Annotated in this window: 17 protein-coding genes; 1 reads left to right on the top strand and 16 read right to left on the bottom strand. The window is 66.3% G+C overall.

The window, feature by feature from the left end; genetic code table 11:
* Positions 1-5: 5 nt before the first annotated feature.
* The 16 genes from AC1D1T_RS04730 to AC1D1T_RS04655 all read right to left on the bottom strand — a co-directional run bounded on the left by AC1D1T_RS04730 (position 6) and on the right by AC1D1T_RS04655 (position 18548).
* Positions 6-665 carry a pilus assembly PilX family protein gene (locus AC1D1T_RS04730; protein WP_477991513.1) on the bottom strand — a complete coding sequence of 220 codons (660 nt, stop codon included), beginning with the start codon at positions 663-665 and terminating at the stop codon, positions 6-8.
* Positions 666-724: 59 nt separating this feature from the next.
* A complete protein-coding gene (locus AC1D1T_RS04725) occupies positions 725-1732 on the bottom strand; it encodes a PilW family protein (RefSeq protein ID WP_477827097.1) in 1008 nt (335 codons plus the stop codon).
* Positions 1729-2382, bottom strand: a complete 654-nt coding sequence (pilV, locus tag AC1D1T_RS04720) for a type IV pilus modification protein PilV (RefSeq protein ID WP_477827098.1) — start codon at positions 2380-2382, stop codon at positions 1729-1731. The genes AC1D1T_RS04725 and pilV overlap by 4 nt, the downstream gene beginning before the upstream one ends.
* Positions 2379-2945, bottom strand: a complete 567-nt coding sequence (locus tag AC1D1T_RS04715) for a GspH/FimT family pseudopilin (protein ID WP_477827099.1) — start codon at positions 2943-2945, stop codon at positions 2379-2381. The genes pilV and AC1D1T_RS04715 overlap by 4 nt, the downstream gene beginning before the upstream one ends.
* Positions 2946-3029: 84 nt before the next feature.
* On the bottom strand, positions 3030-4508 hold the full coding sequence (locus AC1D1T_RS04710) for a glutamate synthase subunit beta (RefSeq protein ID WP_477991511.1): 1479 nt from the start codon (positions 4506-4508) through the stop codon (positions 3030-3032).
* 39 nt (positions 4509-4547) lie between these two features.
* A complete protein-coding gene (locus AC1D1T_RS04705; RefSeq protein ID WP_477991509.1) occupies positions 4548-9338 on the bottom strand; it encodes a glutamate synthase-related protein in 4791 nt (1596 codons plus the stop codon).
* A gap of 133 nt (positions 9339-9471) precedes the next feature.
* Positions 9472-10137, bottom strand: a complete 666-nt coding sequence (locus AC1D1T_RS04700) for a transposase (RefSeq protein WP_477844674.1) — start codon at positions 10135-10137, stop codon at positions 9472-9474.
* Between the two features lie 3 nt (positions 10138-10140).
* Positions 10141-11304, bottom strand: a complete 1164-nt coding sequence (locus tag AC1D1T_RS04695; protein WP_477826423.1) for a deoxyguanosinetriphosphate triphosphohydrolase — start codon at positions 11302-11304, stop codon at positions 10141-10143.
* A 3-nt stretch (positions 11305-11307) separates the two neighbouring features.
* The gene (aroB, locus tag AC1D1T_RS04690; protein ID WP_477991507.1) at positions 11308-12399 is read right to left on the bottom strand and encodes a 3-dehydroquinate synthase; all 1092 of its coding nucleotides are present in this window, start codon (positions 12397-12399) and stop codon (positions 11308-11310) included.
* Positions 12400-12408: 9 nt separating this feature from the next.
* A complete protein-coding gene (locus tag AC1D1T_RS04685) occupies positions 12409-12954 on the bottom strand; it encodes a shikimate kinase (protein ID WP_477991529.1) in 546 nt (181 codons plus the stop codon).
* A gap of 75 nt (positions 12955-13029) precedes the next feature.
* Complete coding sequence (locus AC1D1T_RS04680; RefSeq protein ID WP_477842427.1) at positions 13030-13419, bottom strand: hypothetical protein; 390 nt, start codon at positions 13417-13419, stop codon at positions 13030-13032.
* Between the two features lie 31 nt (positions 13420-13450).
* Complete coding sequence (locus tag AC1D1T_RS04675) at positions 13451-15595, bottom strand: type IV pilus secretin PilQ (protein WP_477842429.1); 2145 nt, start codon at positions 15593-15595, stop codon at positions 13451-13453.
* 23 nt (positions 15596-15618) lie between these two features.
* A complete protein-coding gene (locus tag AC1D1T_RS04670; protein ID WP_169671282.1) occupies positions 15619-16116 on the bottom strand; it encodes a pilus assembly protein PilP in 498 nt (165 codons plus the stop codon).
* 47 nt (positions 16117-16163) lie between these two features.
* Positions 16164-16856 (bottom strand): type IV pilus inner membrane component PilO, encoded by a 693-nt coding sequence (locus tag AC1D1T_RS04665; protein ID WP_477829183.1) that lies wholly within the window; start codon positions 16854-16856, stop codon positions 16164-16166.
* 13 nt (positions 16857-16869) lie between these two features.
* Positions 16870-17514, bottom strand: a complete 645-nt coding sequence (locus AC1D1T_RS04660; protein WP_477842432.1) for a PilN domain-containing protein — start codon at positions 17512-17514, stop codon at positions 16870-16872.
* Entirely contained in the window at positions 17511-18548 is a 1038-nt protein-coding gene (locus AC1D1T_RS04655) for a pilus assembly protein PilM (RefSeq protein WP_052202850.1), read from the bottom strand. The genes AC1D1T_RS04660 and AC1D1T_RS04655 overlap by 4 nt, the downstream gene beginning before the upstream one ends.
* Before the next feature lie 331 nt (positions 18549-18879).
* On the opposite strand from AC1D1T_RS04655, the gene AC1D1T_RS04650 reads away from it, so the two are divergent.
* Entirely contained in the window at positions 18880-21270 is a 2391-nt protein-coding gene (locus AC1D1T_RS04650) for a penicillin-binding protein 1A (RefSeq protein WP_477991505.1), read from the top strand.
* Positions 21271-21272: the final 2 nt, after the last annotated feature.

Genomic DNA, 21272 nt, shown 5'->3' with positions numbered 1-21272 from the left:
GGCGATCACTTGATCGTGAAGGGCTGGAAGTACGACTGCAGGACCACCTGCGTGCGATCGGAGACGCCGAACCCGCGCGCAGTGATGCGGTAGTAGATGATTCGGCCGCCGCTGCGGGAGAACTGCTCGATCAGGTACTCCGGCTGGATGGCCACGCCGGGAACCGCCGGCGCGCCGGTGTACAGGCCGATCGGCACGCCGCCGGTGAAGGTCGCGCAGCTGGCGGCATTCACGGTCTGCGGCTTGGTGGTCGGATCCCCCCACAGGCCGCCCTTCGCAGTCGGCCACCACGGCTCGGCGTTGGTGGAAGAGGCAACCCAACTCGTCGTCTTGTAGTCGTTCAGCGTCTTGTCGCATTGCCCGCCGACGCAGGTCGTCGAGAAGCCCGCGATGGCGCTTTCCAGCGGCCGGGCGCCTTCGCGCTTGCACTTGGCCGTGCCCTGCAGTACCGACCCGTCGGACAGCAGCAGGTCGCGCTCGGCATCGCGCATGGCCGACTCCGCCGCCTGGCGGGCAATCTCGCCGTCCAGCTGGTTGCGCGACGAGGCTTCACCAAACGTGGCGTTGCGCGCCGAGAACGCGACGATGCCCATCAGCGCCAGCATCAGCATCAGCACGACGACCATCGCGACACCCTGCTGCCGCGCCGGGGCTTGGCGACGCACGAGACGGTTCGGCAGCAGCGCCGGCGCACGGGATTCAAGACGAAGCGGCAGCATAGGAATCAATACGTCTTGTTGAGGAAGTTGCGCAGCCCGAAGACCTGTGTGTAGGTCTTGTAGGTTGAACGGTCAGTGAGCGGCTGTTGCACCGAGCTGCCGTCACAGGCCTGGTAGGTTCGCAGCGCTCCCGCGGTGTCGGCAAGCTTGCTGGCCGCACCGTAGGTGCGCGAGAGGACGCAGATGCGCACCGCGGCCACCCGGGCCCAGGGCGTCAGCGACTTGCCGTCGATGGTCAACGTCGGCAGGGGGATGCTGGCAAACTCGGCTGCGGTGTAGAACCTGTCGACCGTACGGGCGCTGGTCGAGAAGACGCCATAAGTGACCTGGAAATCCTCGATGTTCGAGATCACTGGCTGATAGGTGGTCGAGCCGGCCGCATTGCCGCGGCACTCGAGGCTGCGCACGCTGGTCGTCTGTCCATCGACCACCACGGACGTGGCAGGCCCCAGCCGGTAGTGGTTGGCGACGAACAGCGGCTTGGCGGGCGGCTGGGTTGCCGCGCCGGTGCCAACACGGCTCGTGTTGACGGTGGCCGTCCCGACGTCGTTGCCGTTGCAATCCTTGCGCTGGCCGCCGGCCTCGCCGAACGCATCGTTCGTGAAGTAGGCGACGACCAGGCCATCTTTCCCGGCCGTGCTGCCGCAGGTACCGGCTGCCACGTCGAAGTCCGTCGCGTCGCAACCGAAGATGCCCGTGTTGTAGGCGGCCACGGTCGGCGTCAGGTTGCTGTAGGCTGCCAAGACGTTTTCGTTGCCCTCGGAACTGACCGCCGGGTAGAAGCCTGCATTGACGACATCGCGACCCAGCGCCCGCAGCGCGAAGACCCCGACTTCGTTGGCCTCCGAGGTCTGGTCGATCGCGCGCTGGCTTTCGCGGGTGCCGAGGTAGAGATAGACCGCGGCGATGACGATGGCCAGGTTGATGGTGATCGCCACCAGCAACTCGACCAAGGTCAGGCCACGCTGCCCGGGACGGCGCCCGGCACGTTTCGGGAAGTGATGGCCGTTCATGGCAGGAAGGTGAAGTTGACGCAACGAACGCCAGCCGCCACGCCGGCGGCATCCGGGCAGCAGTTGCTCAGGGCCGCCGAGGTGAAAGTGCCCCCCGAGACGGTATTGCAGGCGTTGCTCGTTTCCAGGGCGTTGCCCGCCGCGTTGAGGAACTGTTTGTCGAACCACATCATCGTCACCGTCATGCCGGTGGCGCGATTGCCGGTGACGAACGCCGAGCCCTGCGGCAGCTGGCGCCGGATCTGCTGGCGCCAGATGGTCAGGTCGTAGGTGGCACGCTCGGTGGCGGTGCAGGCGGCCGTGCTGCAGTCGGTCGTGACGGCCGGCGGCGCCGTGGTCGACTGCGTGCTCCAGTTCGTGGTCAGCGCGTAGGACGAGGTCGAGGTCGCCGCTCCGCTGCTGAAGTAGGACAGCCCGGCCACATCCGGATTGGCGCGCACGCGGTCGGCAAAATCGCTGAACAGCACCGCCGTCGAGGAGCGCGCCCACGCGCCGATCTTGAAGCGCGAGGTCGTCGCCTGCAGCGCGGCGATACCCAGCATGCCGAGGGACATGATGAGGACGGTCACCAGCACTTCGATGAGCGTGAACCCGGAGGAGCGGCGGCCGCCGCGCCCCGGACCGGAAGAGATGGAATGCATCGTTTTCATGGGCATGTCGCGCCGTAGGTCACCGTCAGCGTACGACCCAGCGGACTCACGCAGATCGTGCGGTTGGAAGAGCGGGTCGATGTCTGGTAGCGCACGTTGAAGGCACCGACATCGGTCGACCGGGGCCTGCCCGTCGCCGAGAAGAAGATCAGGCCACCGGGACCGGTGACGGTGTAATCGGTGTTCAGCGCGCTCGTCGCCAGCAGCAGGTCGTCGGCCGCGGGAGGCGACGTGACCGATGCATCGCATGCCGGATTGCGGAAGACGATCCATCCGCTGCCCCAGGCCGTCTCGGTGGTGGCGGCACAGCTCGATCCGTTGCTGCTGACGCACATCGTCACGCACGAGTTGCGCGAGGCGGCCTCGTTGCGGGCGCGCAGCACACTGCCGACGAACTCGTTGCTCGCTGCGGAACTGCGATTGCGGATCACGAAATCGCGCATCGACGGCGCCGCAACCATCGCCAGGACGGCCACGATCGCGACAGTGACCATCAATTCGATGAGGGTGAAGCCGCCGTGCCGCCAGGGCACGGAGGTGGGGGGGAGGTGGCCGCCGTTCATGGACCGTAGTCTAGGCGGAGGCCCCGCCGGCGACGGCACTGCCGGTCGGGCGGGAACGACCGTTTGTCGGCCGCCGATCGGCCCTCAGCGCGGCAAGTCGCTGGATCCCATCAGGAATTCGTCGACTGCGCGGGCCGCCTGCCGCCCTTCGCGGATCGCCCACACCACCAGCGACTGGCCGCGCYGCACGTCGCCGGCCGCGAACACCTTGGCGACATTGGTCGCATAGCCACCGATGAAATCGGTCCCGGCTCGCGCATTGCCGCGCGCATCCTTGTCGACGCCGAACGCATCGAGCACGCTCGCGACCGGGCTGACGAAGCCCATCGCCAGCAGCACGAGATCGGCCGGCAGCGTCTGCTCGCTGCCCGGCACCTCGGTCATCTTGCCGCCCTGCCACTCGACGCGCACCGCCTTCAGCGCGCGCAGCTTGCCCTTGTCCTTGCCCTCGCCGCCGATGAACTCCTTGGTGGCGATCGCGAACTCGCGCTCGCAGCCTTCTTCATGGCTGGAGCTGGTGCGCAGCTTGATCGGCCAGTACGGCCACACCAGCGGCTTGTTCTCCTGCTCGGGCGGCATCGGCATCAGTTCGAACTGCGTGACGCTCTTCGCGCCATGCCGGTTGCTGGTGCCGACGCAGTCGCTGCCGGTGTCGCCGCCGCCGATCACGATCACGTGCTTGCCGTCGGCGCGCAGCTGGTTCTTCAGCTTGTCGCCGGCGTTCAGCTTGTTCTGCTGCGGCAGGAACTCCATCGCGAAGTGCACGCCGTCGAGGTCGCGCCCCGGCACCGGCAGGTCGCGCGACTGCTCGGCGCCGCCGGCCAGCACGACCGCATCGAACTGCGCCTTCAGCTCGTCGGGCGTGATGCTTTCCTTGGCCCAGTTGGTGACCTTGCTGCCTTCGGGCAGCTTGCCGACGATCACGCCGGTGCGGAACTGCACGCCCTCGGCCTGCATCTGCTCGACGCGGCGGTCGATGTGCGACTTCTCCATCTTGAAGTCGGGAATGCCGTAGCGCAGCAGGCCGCCGATGCGGTCGTTCTTCTCGAACACCGTCACGTCATGGCCGGCCCGCGCCAGCTGCTGCGCGGCCGCCAGGCCGGCCGGGCCGGAGCCGACGATCGCGACCTTCCGGCCCGTCTTCGCCTTCGGCGGGCGCGCCTTGACCCAGCCTTCGGCCCAGGCGCGGTCGATGATCGCGTGCTCGATGCTCTTGATGCCGACCGCGTCGTCGTTGACGTTCAGCGTGCAGGCCGCCTCGCACGGCGCCGGGCAGATTCGCCCGGTGAACTCCGGGAAGTTGTTCGTCGAGTGCAGCACGTCGATGGCATTGCGCCACTCGTTGCGGTACACGAGGTCGTTGAAGTCCGGAATGATGTTGTTGACCGGGCAGCCGCTGTTGCAGAAGGGCGTTCCRCAATCCATGCAGCGCGCCGCCTGGACCTTCGACTCATCCGCCTTGAGCCCGATCACGAACTCGTTGTAGTTCTTCAGGCGCGCCTGCACGGGCGCATAGCCCTCTTCCAGGCGCTCGTACTCCATGAAGCCGGTGACTTTTCCCATGATCTCTCGCTACTCCGGTTGGCTGGGGCTGGGCCTGGCTCAGGCCTTGGCGCCACTCTTGGACTTGGGGCCGCCCTTGTCGGCGTTCTTTTCAATGACTTTCGCCTTCGCGATCGTGTCGCCGGCCTGCTTCGCCGCGTTGATCTCGCCGAGCGCGCGCTTGTACTCGCTCGGGAACACCTTCACGAAGCGGCCACGCGATTCGGCCCAGGTGTCGAGGATCTCGCGCGCGCGCAGGCTGCCGGTCCAGCGATGGTGGTCGTCGAGCAGCTTGCGCAGGATCGCCTCGTCGGCCTGGCCCAGGTGCCACACCGCCTTGTCGACCGAGGCTTCCTGTTCGGCGGCACCCAGCACCTTGTCGAGCTGCACCATCGCGGTGTTGCAGCGCTTCGCGAACTGGCCGTCTTCATCAAATACATAGGCGATGCCGCCGCTCATGCCGGCTGCGAAGTTGCGCCCGGTCTTGCCGAGCACCGCGACCGTGCCGCCGGTCATGTACTCGCAGCCGTGGTCGCCGGTGCCTTCGACGACCGCGGTCGCGCCCGACAGGCGCACCGCGAAACGCTCGCCGGCCACGCCACGGAAGAACGCCTCGCCGCTGGTCGCGCCGTACAGCACGGTGTTGCCGACGATGATGTTGCGCGTGGCGTCGCCGCGGAAGTCGATGCTCGGGCGCACCACCACGCGGCCGCCAGACAGGCCCTTGCCGGTGTAGTCGTTCGCGTCGCCGATCAGGTACAGCGTGATGCCCTTCGCGAGGAACGCGCCGAAGCTCTGGCCGCCGGTGCCCTCCATCTGCATGAAGATCGTGTGGTCGGGCAGGCCTTCGGGATGGCGTCGCACCAGCTCGCCCGACAGCATCGCGCCGACCGTGCGGTTGACGTTGCGCGTCTCCTCCATGAACTGCACCTTCTCGCCGCGCTCCAGCGCGGGCAGGCACTTCTGGATCAGCTTCACGTCGAGCGCACGTGCCAGGCCGTGGTCCTGTTCCTCGACCTGGCGGCGCGCCACGTCGGCCGGAGCCGTCGGCAGGTGGAAGATGCGCGAGAAGTCGAGGCCGCGCGCCTTCCAGTGCGAGATGCCCTTGCGGGTGTCGAGCAGGTCGGCGCGGCCGATCAGGTCGTCGAACTTGCGGATGCCCAGCTGCGCCATGATCTGGCGCGCCTCTTCGGCGATGAAGAAGAAGAAGTTGACGACGTGTTCCGGGCGGCCCTGGAATTTCTTGCGCAGCACCGGGTCCTGCGTGGCCACGCCGACCGGGCAGGTGTTCAGGTGGCACTTGCGCATCATGATGCAGCCCTCGACCACCAGCGGCGCGGTCGCGAAGCCGAATTCGTCGGCCCCGAGCAGCGCACCGATGACCACGTCGCGGCCGGTCTTCATCTGGCCGTCGGCCTGCACGCGCACGCGGCCGCGCAGCCGGTTCAGCACCAGCGTCTGCTGGGTCTCGGCCAGCCCGAGCTCCCACGGCGTGCCGGCATGCTTGATCGAACTCCACGGCGACGCGCCGGTGCCGCCGTCATGCCCGGCGATCACGATGTGGTCGGCCTTCGCCTTGGCCACGCCGGTCGCGATGGTGCCGACACCGACCTCGGACACCAGCTTCACGCTGATGCTCGCACGCTGGTTCGCGTTCTTCAGGTCGTGGATCAGCTGCGCCAGGTCTTCGATCGAGTAGATGTCGTGGTGCGGCGGCGGCGAGATCAGCCCGACGCCCGGCACCGAGTAACGCAGGAAACCGATGTAGTCGGTGACCTTGCCGCCCGGCAACTGGCCGCCCTCGCCCGGCTTCGCGCCCTGGGCCATCTTGATCTGGATCTGGTCGGCCGACGACAGGTACTCGGCGGTGACGCCGAAACGCCCCGACGCCACCTGCTTGATCTTCGAGCGCAGCGAGTCGCCCTCCTGCAGCTCGTAGTCGGCCTCGATGACCTTGTTCGCGATCACGTCGCTGACCTTGGTGCCGGCGCTGATCCGGATGCCCTTCAGCTCGTTGCGGTAGCGGGCCGGGTCTTCGCCGCCCTCGCCGGTGTTCGACTTGCCGCCGATGCGGTTCATCGCGACGGCCAGCGTCGCATGCGCCTCGGTGGAGATCGAGCCGAGCGACATCGCGCCGGTCGCGAAGCGCTTGACGATCTCGGCCGCGGGCTCGACCTCGTCGAGCGGGATCGCCTTGGCCGGGTCGACCTTGAACTCGAACAGCCCGCGCAGCGTCATGTGGCGGCGCGACTGGTCGTTCACCAGCTGGGCGTATTCCTTGTAGGTGTCGAACTTGTTCGCGCGCGCGCTGTGCTGCAGCTTCGCGATCACATCCGGCGTCCACATGTGCTCCTCGCCGCGCACGCGCCAGGCGTACTCGCCGCCGGCATCGAGCATGTTCTCGAGCACCGGGTCGTCGCCGAAGGCCGCGCGGTGCATGCGGATCGCCTCTTCGGCAACCTCGAACACGCCGATGCCGCCGACCTGGCTCGCGGTGCCGCGGAAGTACTTGTCGATCAGCGCCTTGTCGAGGCCGATCGCCTCGAAGATCTGCGCGCCGCAATACGACATGTAGGTCGAGATGCCCATCTTGGACATGATCTTCGACAGCCCCTTGCCGATCGCCTTCACGTAGTTGTAGATCGCCTTGTCGGCCGACAGCTCGCCCGGCAGCTCCTTGTGCAGGCCGATCAGCGTCTCCATCGCGAGGTACGGGTGCACCGCCTCGGCGCCATAGCCGGCCAGCACCGCGAAGTGATGCACCTCGCGCGCCGAGCCGGTCTCGACGACCAGGCCGGCCGTCGTGCGCAGGCCCTCGCGCACCAGGTGCTGGTGGATCGCCGACAGCGCGAGCAGCGCGGGGATCGCGACGTTGCCGCGGTTCATCGCGCGGTCGCTGATGATCAGGATGTTGTGGCCGCTCTTCAGCGCATCGACGCTCTCGGCGCACAGCGAGGCGAGCTTGGCTTCGACGCCTTCGTCACCCCACGCGAGCGGGTAGGTGATGTCGATCACATGGCTCTTGAACTTGCCATGCGTGTGCTTCTCGATCTCGATCAGCCGCTCCATGTCGGCGAAGTCGAGGATCGGCTGCGACACCTCGAGCCGCATCGGCGGGTTCACCGCGTTGATGTCGAGCAGGTTCGGCTTCGGGCCGATGAACGACACCAGCGACATCACGACCGCCTCGCGGATCGGRTCGATCGGCGGGTTSGTGACCTGCGCGAACAGCTGCTTGAAGTAGTTGTACAGCGGCTTGTTCTTGTCCGACAGCACCGCGAGCGGCGAGTCGTTGCCCATCGAGCCGGTGCCTTCCTCGCCGGCCTGCGCCATCGGGCTCAGCAGGAACTTGATGTCCTCCTGCGTGTAGCCGAAGGCCTGCTGGCGGTCGAGCAGCGATTCGCCGAACTCGCGCGGCTCGCCGGTCAGCTCGATCGAGTCGAGGCGGATGCGCACGTTCTCGATCCACTGCCGGTAGGGCTTGGCGAGTGCGAACTGGTTCTTCAGTTCCTCGTCGTCGATGATGCGGCCCTGGTCGAAGTCGATCAGGAACATCTTGCCGGGCTGCAGCCGCCACTTCTTGACGATCTTGTTCTCCGGGATCATCGGCAGCACGCCGGATTCGGAGGCCATCACGACCAGGTCGTCGTCGGTCACGATGTAGCGCGACGGGCGCAGGCCGTTGCGGTCGAGCGTGGCGCCGATCTGGCGGCCGTCGGTGAACACCATCGAGGCGGGGCCGTCCCACGGCTCCATCATCGCCGCGTGGTACTCGTAGAACGCGCGGCGGCGCTCGTCCATCGTCGCGTGCTGCTCCCAGGCCTCGGGGATCATCATCATCGCGGCATGCGCGAGCGAGTAGCCGCTCATCGTCAGCAGCTCGAGCGCGTTGTCGAAGGTGGCGGTGTCGGACTGCCCCTCGAAGGTGATCGGGTAGAGCTTGTTCAGGTCGTCACCGAGCACCGGCGACTTCATCACGCCTTCGCGGGCGCGCATCCAGTTGAAGTTGCCCTTGACGGTGTTGATCTCGCCGTTGTGCGCCACCATCCGGTACGGGTGGGCCAGCGGCCATTCGGGGAAGGTGTTGGTCGAGAAGCGCTGGTGCACCAGCGCGAGCGCCGACATCACGCGCGGATCCTGCAGGTCCTGGTAGTACTTGCCGACCTGGTCGGCCAGCAGCAGGCCCTTGTAGATGATGGTGCGGCAGCTCATGCTGGGCACGTAGTACTCGCGGCTGTGCGTGAGCTTCAAGCGCTGGATCGCGCTCGACGCCGTCTTGCGGATCACGTAGAGCTTGCGCTCGAGCGCGTCCTGCACGATCACGTCGGGTCCGCGGCCGATGAAGACCTGCCGGATGATCGGTTCCTTGGCGCGCACGGTGGGCGACATCGGCATCTCCGAGTCGACCGGCACCTCGCGCCAGCCCAGCAGCACCTGCCCTTCGGCCCGCACCGCGCGCTCCACCTCCTGCTCGCAGGCCAGGCGCGACGCGTGCTCCTTCGGCATGAAGATCATGCCGACGCCGTACTCGCCGGGCGGTGGCAGCACGACGCCTTGCACCGCCATCTCGGCGCGGTAGAACTCGTCAGGAATCTGGATCAGGATGCCGGCGCCGTCGCCCATCAGCTTGTCGGCACCGACCGCACCGCGGTGGTCGAGGTTCTCGAGGATCTTCAGGCCCTGCGCGACGATGCTGTGCGCCTTGTGGCCCTTGATGTGGGCGACGAAGCCGACGCCGCAGGCATCGTGCTCGTTCGCCGGGTCGTACAGGCCGTGCTCGGCCGATTGCTGCAGTTCAGCGGCGTCTGCGGAATCTGCGGGAGATGCCCCACCTTGGTCGGCCTGGGTCATGGCGTGCTCCGTCCGGAAATCTGGAATGGACGCGAAGAATACTGCAGTGCAACAGGGGCTTCAATCGAAATAAATAGGGTCAGACACCTTTCGATGTGTCGATCGATTCATCGACCTTATAAATGGGGACACATCAAATGGCAGCTTTCGGCGGCCGTCCCCGGGGGCGGGCCACCAAGCGGCGGCTCGTCACCAGGGACAGGCTGTCGATGAACGACGCCTCGCCGAGCGGCCATCCTTGCGTGGTGGCACGCCGGAAGCGCTCGGCCTCGGCCGATGAAGTGCCCTGCTCGAACCATGTCCGGTATTTCATCTCCCGGTCGAATGGCGTGTTACCCAAGGCCCAATAAAGGGAGTGGTCGCTTACCACGGGATCGGTCGCCTGCCCAAGGTGGTGCGGCGCACTCGAGGCGCGCAGGTCCGGCACGGCCGACTCGACATAGCGCATGGCAGCAAGCAAGTGCCGTTCCCCCTCGATCGGGGCGGTACGGAAGCGGCCATCCCACAGGCTGCCGGAACGGCCATGCCGGCGGTTGAATGCCTGGCCGTGCTGGCGGCCGATGGCCTGCATCAGCCGGCTCAGCGAATCCGCAGCGGAGGGTGTTGCGAGCAGGTGCACTTCGCCCGCCGCCAATCCGTAGGCATGGACCGCGACGCCGCTCGCCTTCACAGCCTCGGCCAGCATCCGCAGGAAGCCCTGGATGTCAGCCTCGTCGATGAACACCGGCTGGCCGTTGTGCCCGCGCTGCTGCACGAGGTGCGGGTGGCCGGGAATGCACAGGCGGGCGAGGCGCGCCATGGCTCAGTCGAACAGCCGCCGGCCGGTCAGGCGCTCGTGCTCGCGCAGCGCGTAGCGATCGGTCATCCCTGCGATGTAGTCGGCCAGTTGCCGCAGCCCGGCCGTGCGCGATTCGCCGGGCGGTATCCACTCCTGCGGCGCAGCGCGGTAGATCGCGAACAGCTCGCGCACCACCTGCTTGGCCCGGTCGGTGGTCGCCACGACCTGCGGATGCCGGTAGAGGTTGTGCCGCAGGAAGCGCTTCAGCTCGACGCTGTCGGCTGCCATCTGCGCGCTGAAGCAGATCAGCGGCGGCGCCCGGCGAACGTCTGCCACGCTGCGCGGACCGTGCTGTGCGATCGCCGCGGCGCTGGCGTCGAGCACGTCGTAGACCTGGGCCGAGAGCATGCGGCGGATGCTCTCGAAAAGCAGCCGCTTGCCGCGCAGGCCGGGGTGGGCTGCCAGCGATTCGGCCTTGTAGCGCGCGAACAGCGGCACGTCGTCGAGTTGCTCGAGCTTCAGCAGGCCGGAACGCACGCCGTCATCCACATCGTGCGCGTTGTAGGCGATCTCGTCCGCCAGGTTGCACAGCTGGGCTTCCAGGCCCGGGCGCAGCCGCGCGACGAAGCGGTGCGCGACACCGTTCGGCTCCCTGGCCTCGAGCCGTGCGGCGGCCGGGCCGGAGCAGTGCTTCAGGATCCCCTCCCGGGTTTCCAGCGTCAGGTTCAGCCCGTCGAAGTGCGGGTAACGCTCTTCGAGCGAATCCACGACGCGCAGGCTCTGCAGGTTGTGCTCGAAGCCGCCGCTGTGCGGATCCACCGCCTGCAGGCAGTCGTTCAACGCATCCTGGCCGGCGTGGCCGAACGGTGTGTGGCCGAGGTCGTGGGCCAGCGCGATGGCTTCGACCAGGTCCTCGTTCAGGCCGAGGCTGCGCGCGATCGAGCGGCCGAGCTGGGCCACCTCCAGCGAATGGGTCAGCCGGGTGCGGAACAGGTCGCCTTCGTGGTTCAGGAACACCTGCGTCTTGTAGACCAGCCGGCGAAAGGCGGTGCAGTGCACGATGCGATCGCGGTCGCGCTGGTACTCGCTGCGCGTGGGCGCGGGCGACTCGTGCAGCCGGCGACCGCCGCTGTGCTGCGGGTCGCAGGCATACGGCTGCCATGCTCCGGCCGGACGCGGGGCCGACATGGCTCAGGCAGCGTGGGCCGCCAGCACCTCGCGCACGATGTCGTCGGGTACCGGCCGCAGCGCGGCGCGGCCCGGCGCCTCGATCACGACGAAGCGGATCTCGCCGGCCTCGGACTTCTTGTCGACGCGCATCAGCTCGAGGTAGCGGTCGGCACCGAGTTGCGGGCCACGGATCGGCAGGCGCGCGCGCTCGACCAGCCGGGTGATGCGCTGCGCATACGCCGCGTCGATCAGGCCGAGGCGGTGCGACAGGTCGGCCGCCATCACCATCCCGCAGCCGACAGCCTCGCCATGCAGCCAGGTTCCGAACCCGAGCCCGGCCTCGATCGCATGGCCGAAGGTGTGGCCGAAGTTCAGGATCGCGCGCAGGCCGGTTTCGCGCTCGTCCTGGCCGACGACCCAGGCCTTGATCTCGCACGAGCGCTTGACGGCATGGGCCAGCGCCTTCTTGTCGCGCGCGAGCAGCGCGTCGAGGTGGTCTTCGATCCAGCCGAGAAAGGCATCGTCGGCGATCGGGCCGTACTTGATGACCTCGGCCAGCCCGGCCGAGATCTCGCGGTCAGGAAGCGTGTCGAGCGTGTCCAGGTCGGCGATCACGCGCAGCGGCTGGTAGAACGCGCCGATCATGTTCTTGCCCAGCGGATGGTTGATCGCGGTCTTGCCGCCGACCGACGAATCCACCTGCGCCAGCAACGTTGTCGGGACCTGGACGAAGGGGATGCCGCGCATGTAGCAGGCCGCCGCGAAGCCGGTGATGTCGCCGACCACGCCGCCGCCCAACGCATAGAGCATCGTCTTGCGATCGGCGCCGGCACGCAGCAACGCGCCGAAGATGCGCTCCAGCGAACTCCAGTCCTTGTGGATCTCGCCATCCGGCAGTTCGACCAGCAGGCAGTGGGCAATGTGCTGCCTCAGCAGATTCTGCAGCCGCTGCGCATACAAGGGCGCCACGGTCGGGTTCGTCACGATGACGGCACTGCTGCCCTGCGGCAGGCCTTGCAACACGTCGCGGTCCGACAACAGGCCGCAGCCGATCGCGATGTCGTAGGCCCGGTCGGCCAGTTCGATCCTGACCCTGCTTCGCTCGTCGTTCATGGGCGCAGTTTAGCGCCGCTCGTTTCGCGCCTCGTCCGTGTGTGCCGCATCGGGGCGCCGCATCACGATGCCGGCCAGCTCCAGCTGCATCAGCAAGGTGTTGACCTGGGTCGGGACCGTCGCGCGACCGCTGTCGACGATGAGGTGGGCCGTCTCGCGATAGAGCGGGTCTCTTTGCGTGAACAGCTCCCGCAGCCGCGAGCGCGGATCTCCGACCTGCAACAGAGGCCGCTGCGTGTCGGTCCGCAGCCGGCGGTACAGCTCGTCCGGACTGCAGCGCAGGTAGACGACGTGACAGCGTTCGCGCAGCACCCTGCGATTGTCCACACGCAGCACGGCTCCGCCACCGGTCGCGAGCACGGTCCGGTCCAGCCCGCTCAGCTCGCCGATCACCGCGGACTCGATCTCGCGAAAGCGATCTTCGCCTTCACGCTCGAAGAAGCTGCGGATCGAACCGTCGATGCGCGTCTCGATGACGCCGTCGGAATCGCGAAAGTCCCAACCGATGCGGCGCGCCAGCTGGCGGCCGATCGTGGATTTGCCTGAGCCAGGCATGCCGACCAGCGCGAGCAACTCATGTCCCTCGCCGGGGCCGCTCATCGGCACATGCCCCCCGCCGCAAGCGGCCGGTCAGCTCGGCTTGGTCGGCGTCGCACTGACCTTCAAGGTCGTGAGGTGTTCCAGCGCGTCCTTCACGACCACCTGGACGGTCGTCATGCAGGCGCCATCCGCGACCGTCACCGTGAAGCTGCCGCCCCGGTTGCCAACACTGGTCGTGTTCAGCGTGATCCCGCTCGTGTTCGTGTTGTCGATGTGATAAGGAGCCACCCCGCCGTAGACGAAGATCTGTGCGGATCCGCCCAGACAGTTGGTGCCGTCACCCTGGAAGGTGATGTCGGTCGGCACTGTCTGGAGCGCCGTGGGCGACCCCGCCTCGTCATCGCCGCTCCCACCGCACGACGCCAGCGCGAGCGACATCAAGGTAGCCGCGGCAAGCCGATTGAGTACACCGTAGTTCATGTCAAGTACCTGATTTCTGGGGCCAGTCATATCAGCGCACCGCGGTGCGATCGCTCACAACCTTCGGCGTGATGAAGATCAACAGTTCGGTCTTCTTCGACGACTTCGTCTTGGTCTTGAAGAGGTTGCCGAGGAAGGGAATGTCGCCGAGGTAAGGCACCTTGGTCACGCTTTCCTGGTCGTCCTGCGTGAAGATGCCACCGATCACGACCGTGCCGCCATTCTCCACCAGGACCTGCGTGCGCACATGCTTGGTGTCGATGGCCAGGCCCTGCGATGTCACCTGCCCCACGGTGTCCTTGGTCACGTCGAGGTCGAGGATGACGTTGCCTTCCGGCGTGATCTGCGGCGTGACTTCAAGCTTCAGGTTCGCCTTGCGGAACTGGATGGCCGTCGCGCCGCTGGACGTGGCCGTCTGGTACGGCAGTTCCGTGCCCTGCTCGATCAGCGCCTTCACCTGGTCGGCCGTGATGACGCGCGGGCTCGACAGGATCTTGCCCTTGTTCTCGGCTTCCAGCGCGGACAGCTCCAGGTTCAGGAACCGATTGGCACCGACCCCGAACAGCGACAGCGCGAACGTCGCCGCGTTGTAGTCGTTCTGGCCGATGGCCGGCAGGCTGACGAAATTGGTATTGCTGTACACCAGCGGAGGAGTGACCTGCCCGGTCTGCACACCGATCGCATTGATGTTGCCGCCGACCCCGACCCGCATGTTGCCACCCGTGTTGAACCCGGGCACGCCACCATTGAGGCCGCGCAAGTCGGAGTAGCCCAGCTTCGCCCCCAGCGAGCGACCGAAGCTGTCGTTCGCTTCGACGATGCGCGCTTCGATCAGCACCTGCCGCACTGGCACGTCGATCTTGGTGATCATCGCCTGCACTTCCTCGAGCTTCGAGGGAATGTCGCTGACGAACAGCTGGTTGGTGCGGGTTTCGAAGATCACGCTGCCACGGGTCGTCAGGATGCGCGACGCGGTGCCACTGCCACCCGTCGTGTTCTGACCGGTCAGGCCCTTGGCCACTTCTTCGGCCTTCGTGTAGTTGAGCTGGAACGACTGCGTGCGCACCGGCTCCAGGTTGGCGATCTGCGCCTTCGCCTCGAGGTCGATCTTCTCTTTCGACGCGAGCTCATCCTTCGGGGCGATCCAGATCACGTTGCCCGACTTGCGCAGCCCCAGGCCCTTGGCCTGCAGGATGATGTCTAGCGCCTGGTCCCACGGCACATCCTTCAGGCGCAACGTCACGTTGCCGGTGACAGTGTCGCTCGTGACGACGTTGAAGTTGGTGAAGTCGGCAATGACCTGCAGCAGCGCGCGAACCTCGATGTTCTGGAAGTTCAGCGACAGCTTCTCGCCCGCATAACCCGGCCCCTGCACCAGCTTGTTCGGATCCTGCTTCTGCTGGCGCACTTCCAGCACGAACTGGTTGTCGGTCTGGTACGCGCTGTGCTCCCAGGCACCACGCGGCTCGACGACCATGCGCACACGGTCACCGTTCTGGAAGGTCGAGACGCTCTGCACCGGCGTGCCGAAGTCGGTCACGTCGAGCTTGCGTCGGAGGTTCTCCGGCAGGTTCGAGCGCAGGAATTCGACCACCAGGCTCTGGCCCTGCTGGCGGATGTCGACCCCGACCTGGTTGTTCGGCAGGTCGACCACGACCCGGCCCGCACCGTCCTGGCCGCGACGGAAGTCGATGCCCTTCAGCGGCATCGGCGCGTCGTTCAGATTCTCCGCAAAGCGGGTCGATTCACCCGCCACCGGCGCCTTGGCCGTGGCAGCGATGCCGCCCGCCGGTGCCGACGTTTCCATCACCACCACCAGCACCTTGCCTTCGAGCTGCGCCCGATAATTGGACGCCGTCTTGAGGTTCATGACCAGCCGCGTGCGATCACCCGACTGCGCGATGTTGATCGAGCGGATGTTGCCCTGGTTGATGTCCAGGTTCGACTTGCCCATCGCATTGCCGACCCCGGGCAGGTCGAGCGCGATGCGCGGCGGCGTCTGGACCGTGAAGCCGGTCGGCACCGCCGCCAGCGGCTCGGACAGTTCGATGCGCACGACCTCTGCACCCGCCTGTTGGGAGCTGTTGATGGACTGGATGGCGTTCTGCGCCCACGCAGACAAGGACGCACCGAAGAGCAACGCGAGCGCAACGCTTCGAACTTGCCACTTACCCATGATCTGTTTCTCCTGCATGTTCTTCACCGCGCCCGTTCCTGAAGCTGAAGAGAGCTCGTACGCTCGATCCACTCACCCGCCGCGTCCTGCACGATTTCGCGCAGCGAGACGTCCGTCTCGGAAATCTTGGTGACCTTGCCGTAGTTCTGGCCCAGGTAGTCACCCGTCTTCACCTGGTACAGCAGGTTGTCGACCCGCAGCAGCGCGTACGGGCGCCCCTGCTTGGTCACGCTGCCGACCATCGCCATGCTGTCCAGCGGATACGCTTCGAGCGGTTCCTTGCGGCGGTTGATCTCCGCAGCCAGCAACGAATTCGGTTGCCGCGATTCCTGCTTGATGGCCACCGTCAGCTTCTGCGTGCTGAACGGCTCGACGCCCGCGCCGGCCAGGTAGGCCTGCGGATTGAATTTCTTCGGCGGCGACAGCGGCGTCACGTTCGGCTTCACCTCGCGGCGTTGCTGCTCGATCCACTGCTGCAACTCGTCCTGCGCATCGCCACAGGCGGTCAGGGTGAGCGCCATGATGGCGCTCGCGCAGGCAGCTGCCGGCCAACGCATTGTGGTTCCCGTCATTTCTTCGCTCCCGCAGCCTTCGCCGCAGCCTGGCGCTGCGCTGTGATCTCGTTCGGATCCAGATAGCGGTAGGTTCTGGCCGTCGCATCCATGCCCAGCAATCCGGAAGCGTCCTTGCCGCCGGCAGCCGCGATCTGCATGTTGTGCAGCGTGACGATGCGCGAGAGGTTCGCCACATCGGCCGCGAACGCGCCGATGTCGTGGTAGCGCCCCGTCACCCGGATCGAGATCGGCAGTTCGGCGTAGTACTCCTTCACGAGCACCTGGCCGGGACGGAACAGTTCGAACTGCAAGCCGCGGCCGAGGCCCGCCTGGTTGATGTCCGACAGCAGCGCGTCCATTTCGGCCTTGCCGGGCAGCTGCTTCTCGAGCTGGGTCACGTATTCCTCGACCTGCAGCTTCTGCTTGCGCAATTCTTCGAGGTTCACGGCCTGCGCCAGCTTGCCCCGGTAGTCCTGCTTCAGGTTGGGTTCCTTGTCGCGCTCGGCCTGCAACTGCTCGTCGACACCGGCGAGCAGCAGGAACCAGCCCACCACGACCACCATGACGGCCAGCACGAGCCAGGTGGCAAGCTTGGGGAGCATCGGCCATTGGCCGGGTTCATTGGGATTCAGTCCCCGGAATTGCGAGGCGGCAGCCCCGAAGACCGAGTTCAGATCGACGTTGACGGATTTCGCTTTCGTTGCCATGGCGTCTCGATGGTCAGGGCTTCTTCGCAGCGACGGCGGCGCTGGCCGCGGCACCCGGCACGACGGCCGAGGCTGCAGCTGCGGCCGCGTCGACATCCTGCGGGCGCTTGATGGTCACGCGCATCGAGAAGTCGAACAGGCGCTTTTGCTCGCGGCTGGCCGTCTGCACGGTGGCCGCCTTGATCTCGACCAACTCCGGCTTCGTCAGCCATTCGGAGTTGTTGCTCGTGTTCCTCAGCAACTCGGACACGCGCTCGTTGGTCTGCGCGATGCCGGTCAGCTGCAGCACCTGGCCTTCCTGCTTGATGCTGCTGAAATAGACGCCTTCGGGCGTCTGCTTGACGAGTTCGTTGAGCACGTGAACCGGCAGGTTGCGATCGATCTGCAGGTCTTCGACCGCTTTCTGCCGTGCCTTGAGCGCGTCGATCTCGGCACGCAAGGACGCGATGTCCTTGATCTGCGCCTCGAGCTTGCGGATCTCCGCCGACAGGAATTCGTTGCGGTGGATCTGGTTCTCCGTCATCTGCTGCAGCACCAGGTACCACATGCCGACGGCTGCGAGACCCGCCGCGGCGGCCAGCGCCAAGCCCAGGAAGAAGGCCGCCTTGCGCCGCTTGCGCTTTTCTTCGCGGTGCGGAAGTAGGTTGATCAGAATCACTGCAAGAACCTCCGCATCGCCAGCCCACAGGCCGTGAGGTAGGAAGGCGCTTCACGGCGCAGCTTGCTCTCGCGGACCGCGGAGCCCAGCTTCATGTTTTCGAACGGATTGACGACCATCGATGCGAAGCCCGTCAGCTCGGTGACGCGGTCCTTCAGCCCCGGCAGGGTCGCCGTGCCACCAGCCAGCATCACGTAGTGCACCTTGTGGTGCGGCGTGCTGGTGAAGAAATACTGCAGCGCGCGCCCGATCTCCTGCGACAGGCTGTCGACGAACGGCACCAGCAGCGACGACTCGTAGTCTTCCGGCAACTCGGCCGAGAGCTTCTTCTGCTCGGCCTCCTCGAACGAGAAGCCGTACTGGCGGGAGATCAGCTGCGTCAGCTGCGAACCGCCGAAGGCCTGGTCGCGGTCGTAGAGCATCTCTTCGTCGCGCAGCACCTTCAGGCTGGTGGTGTCGGCACCGATCTCGAACAGCGCGACGAGGGCGTCCTTGCCCTCGTTCGGCAGCGCCTCGATCAGCCGGCCCATCGCCAGGCGCGAGGCATGCGACTCGATGTCGAGCACCGCGGGCTTCAGGCCGGCGGCTTCCGCCAGGCCTTGACGGTCCTGCACGCGATCCTTGCGCGACGCGGCGATCAGCACCTCGACATCGCCCACCGACGTGGGGCTCGGGCCGACCACGGAGAAGTCAAGACTCACCTCGTCGAGCGAGAACGGGATGTATTGGTTGGCTTCGGATTCGACCTGCAGCTCGAGCTCTTCTTCGCGCAAGCCGGCGGGCAGCATGATCTTCTTCGTGATCACCGCCGATTGCGGCATCGCGAGCACGACCTGCTTGGTCTTGGTGCCGCTCTTGGTGACCACGCGGCGGACGGCATCGGCCACCTCGTCGAATTTCTCGATCTGGCCGTCGGTGATCCAGCCCTTCTCGAAGCTCTCGGAGGCGAAACGCTCGAGTACATATTCACCGGAGGCACTTTGGCCCAACTCGACCAGCTTCACACTGGACGAGCTGATATCCAAGCCGATCATCGGTGGATGCTTTCGGCCTAACAACAGGTCTAGGAAGCTCAAGGGGCCATCTCCCAACGCGACACGAATCGACGACCGAATTGGCTGTGATACGTGCGCTGGATTGTTAAGAAGTTACTTCAATGCTAGCAGTAAACCCTTTGTGCACCAAAGATTTTTCCTTTTCTTGCAACCCGTCCTCGTTGCGAAATCGTGACGGATTCTGGAGCCAAAAATTGTCATTCCGGGTCAACCCTAGGCACCCGGCGACACAAGCTGCCAAGCAGTTCACGGTCGATGCGGACCGGTCAAAGTCGCTTCATATAATCGTCGCGACCACTGTTGGAGTCCCATGAGCGAATCCGAGGGCCCGTCCGAGCGCCCGGCAGCCAGCCCGAACCGCCGATCGTCTTTTTCTGCCACCTCGCCCTTGCCCAACTGGGCTCGCTGGCTGGGCCGTGCGCTGTTGTGGTTGGTGGGGGGTGCGCTGGCCGGCGTGCTTGCGCTGCTGCTGGTGATCGGTATCGCGCTGTCGGTGGCGTATCCGAACCTCCCGCAGGTCAGCGGCCTCGTCGACTACCGGCCGAAGCTGCCGATGCGCGTCTATTCGGCCGACGGCGTGCTGCTCGGCGAGTACGGCGAGGAGCGCCGCAACTTCACGCCGCTCGCCCAGGTGCCCAAGGTCATGCAGGACGCGGTGCTCGCGATCGAGGACGCGCGCTTCTACCAGCACGGCGGCGTCGACTACAAGGGCGTGCTGCGGGCCGGCCTCGCGCAGTTCAACGAGTCGCGCAGCCAGGGCGCCTCGACGATCACGATGCAGGTGGCGCGCAACTTCTATCTCTCCACCGAGAAGACGTTCACCCGCAAGATCTACGAGATCCTGCTGGCGCTGAAGATCGAGAGCCTGCTCAGCAAGGACCAGATCCTCGAGATCTACATGAACCAGATCTTCCTCGGCCAGCGCGCGCACGGATTCGCGGCGGCCAGCGAGATCTACTTCGGCAAGCCGCTGAAGGACATCTCGATCGCCGAGGCCGCGATGCTGGCCGGCCTGCCGAAGGCGCCGTCGGCCTACAACCCGATCGTCAACCCGAAGCGCGCGACGCAGCGCCAGCTCTACATCATCGACCGCATGCTGGAGAACGGCTTCATCACGCCGGAGCAGCACGATGCGGCACGCGCGCAGCAACTGAAGTACCGCGCCGCACCTGAAGTGGTCGTTCACGCCGAGTACGTGGCCGAGGCGGCGCGCCAGATGATCTTCTCGCAGTACGGAGAAGAGGCCTACACGCGCGGACTCAACGTCTACCTGACCATCCAGGCGTCCGAGCAGACCGTGGCCTACCGGTCGCTGCGCAAGGGCATCATGGATTTCGAGCGCCGTCAGGTGTACCGCGGCCCCGAGGCCTATGTCGACCTGCCGGCCAACGTGAAAGACCTGGACAGCCGCATCGCCGAGGCCCTGGTCGAGCACCCCGACAACGACGAACTGCGCGCTGCCGTGGTGCTCGAAGCGAGCCCGCGCAAGGTCGTGGCGGTGCTGCAGAGCGGCGAATCGCTGACCGTCACCGGCGAAGGCCTGAAGCCGGCCACCTCCGGCCTGGCCGAAAAGGGCAACCCGAAGACGCAGATCCGCCCCGGCGCCGTGATCCGGCTCGTGAAGCTGCCGAAGGGCGACTGGTCGATCACCCAGCTGCCCGAGGTCGAAGGCGCCTTCGTCTCGCTCGATCCGCGCACCGGCGCCGTGCGCACGATGGTCGGCGGCTTCGACCATGCGAAGAGCAAGTTCAACCACGTCACGCAGGCGTGGCGCCAGCCGGGTTCGAGCTTCAAGCCGTTCATCTACTCGGCCTCGCTCGAGAAGGGGTTCACGCCGGCCACCGTCATCAACGACGCCCCGTTGTTCTTCGACGCCGGCACCACCGGCAGCCAGCCGTGGGAGCCGAAGAACTACGACGGCACCTTCGACGGACCGATGTCGATGCGGCGCGGCCTCGCCAAGTCGAAGAACATGATCTCGATCCGCATCCTGCAGGCGATCGGCCCGGCGTATGCGCAGGACTGGATCACCCGCTTCGGCTTCGATCCCGACAAGCACCCCGCCTACCTGACGATGGCGCTCGGCGCGGGCTCGGTGACGCCGCTGCAGATGGCGTCGGCCTACGGCGTGTTCGCCAACGGCGGCTACCGGCTGAACCCGTTCCTGATCAGCAAGATCACCGATTCGCGCGGCCACGTGCTGAACGAGGCGGCTCCGCAGGCGATGGACGAGAGCACGCGCACGCTGCCGGCGCGCAACGCGTTCGTGATGGAAAGCCTGCTTCAGGAGGTCACGCGCTCGGGCACGGCGGCCAATGCGCAACGCACGCTGAAGCGCCCTGACGTGTACGGCAAGACCGGCACCACCAACGACTCGAACGACGCCTGGTTCGCCGGCTTCCAGCGCAGCGTGGTCGGCGTGGTGTGGATCGGCTACGACAACCCGCGCAAGCTGGGCGACCGCGAGACCGGCGGCGGCCTGTCGCTGCCGGTGTGGATCGACTACATGCAGCAGACGCTGAAGGGCGTGCCGGTCGAGGAGCCGTCAGCCCCGGAGGGCGTGGTCAACCTGGGTGGCGAGTGGTACTACGAGGAGTACACCCACGGCAGCGGCGTCAGCAGCCTCGGCCTGGAAGAGAAGCTGCCCACCCCGCCGAGCGAGGACGAGAAGAAGGGCATCCTCGACCTCTTCAAGCGCTAGGC

The sequence above is a fragment of the Rhizobacter sp. P2_H3 genome, from assembly GCF_056403355.1.
The sequence above is the reverse complement of the archived record's forward strand: the minus strand, read 5'-3'. Positions and strand labels throughout refer to the sequence as shown.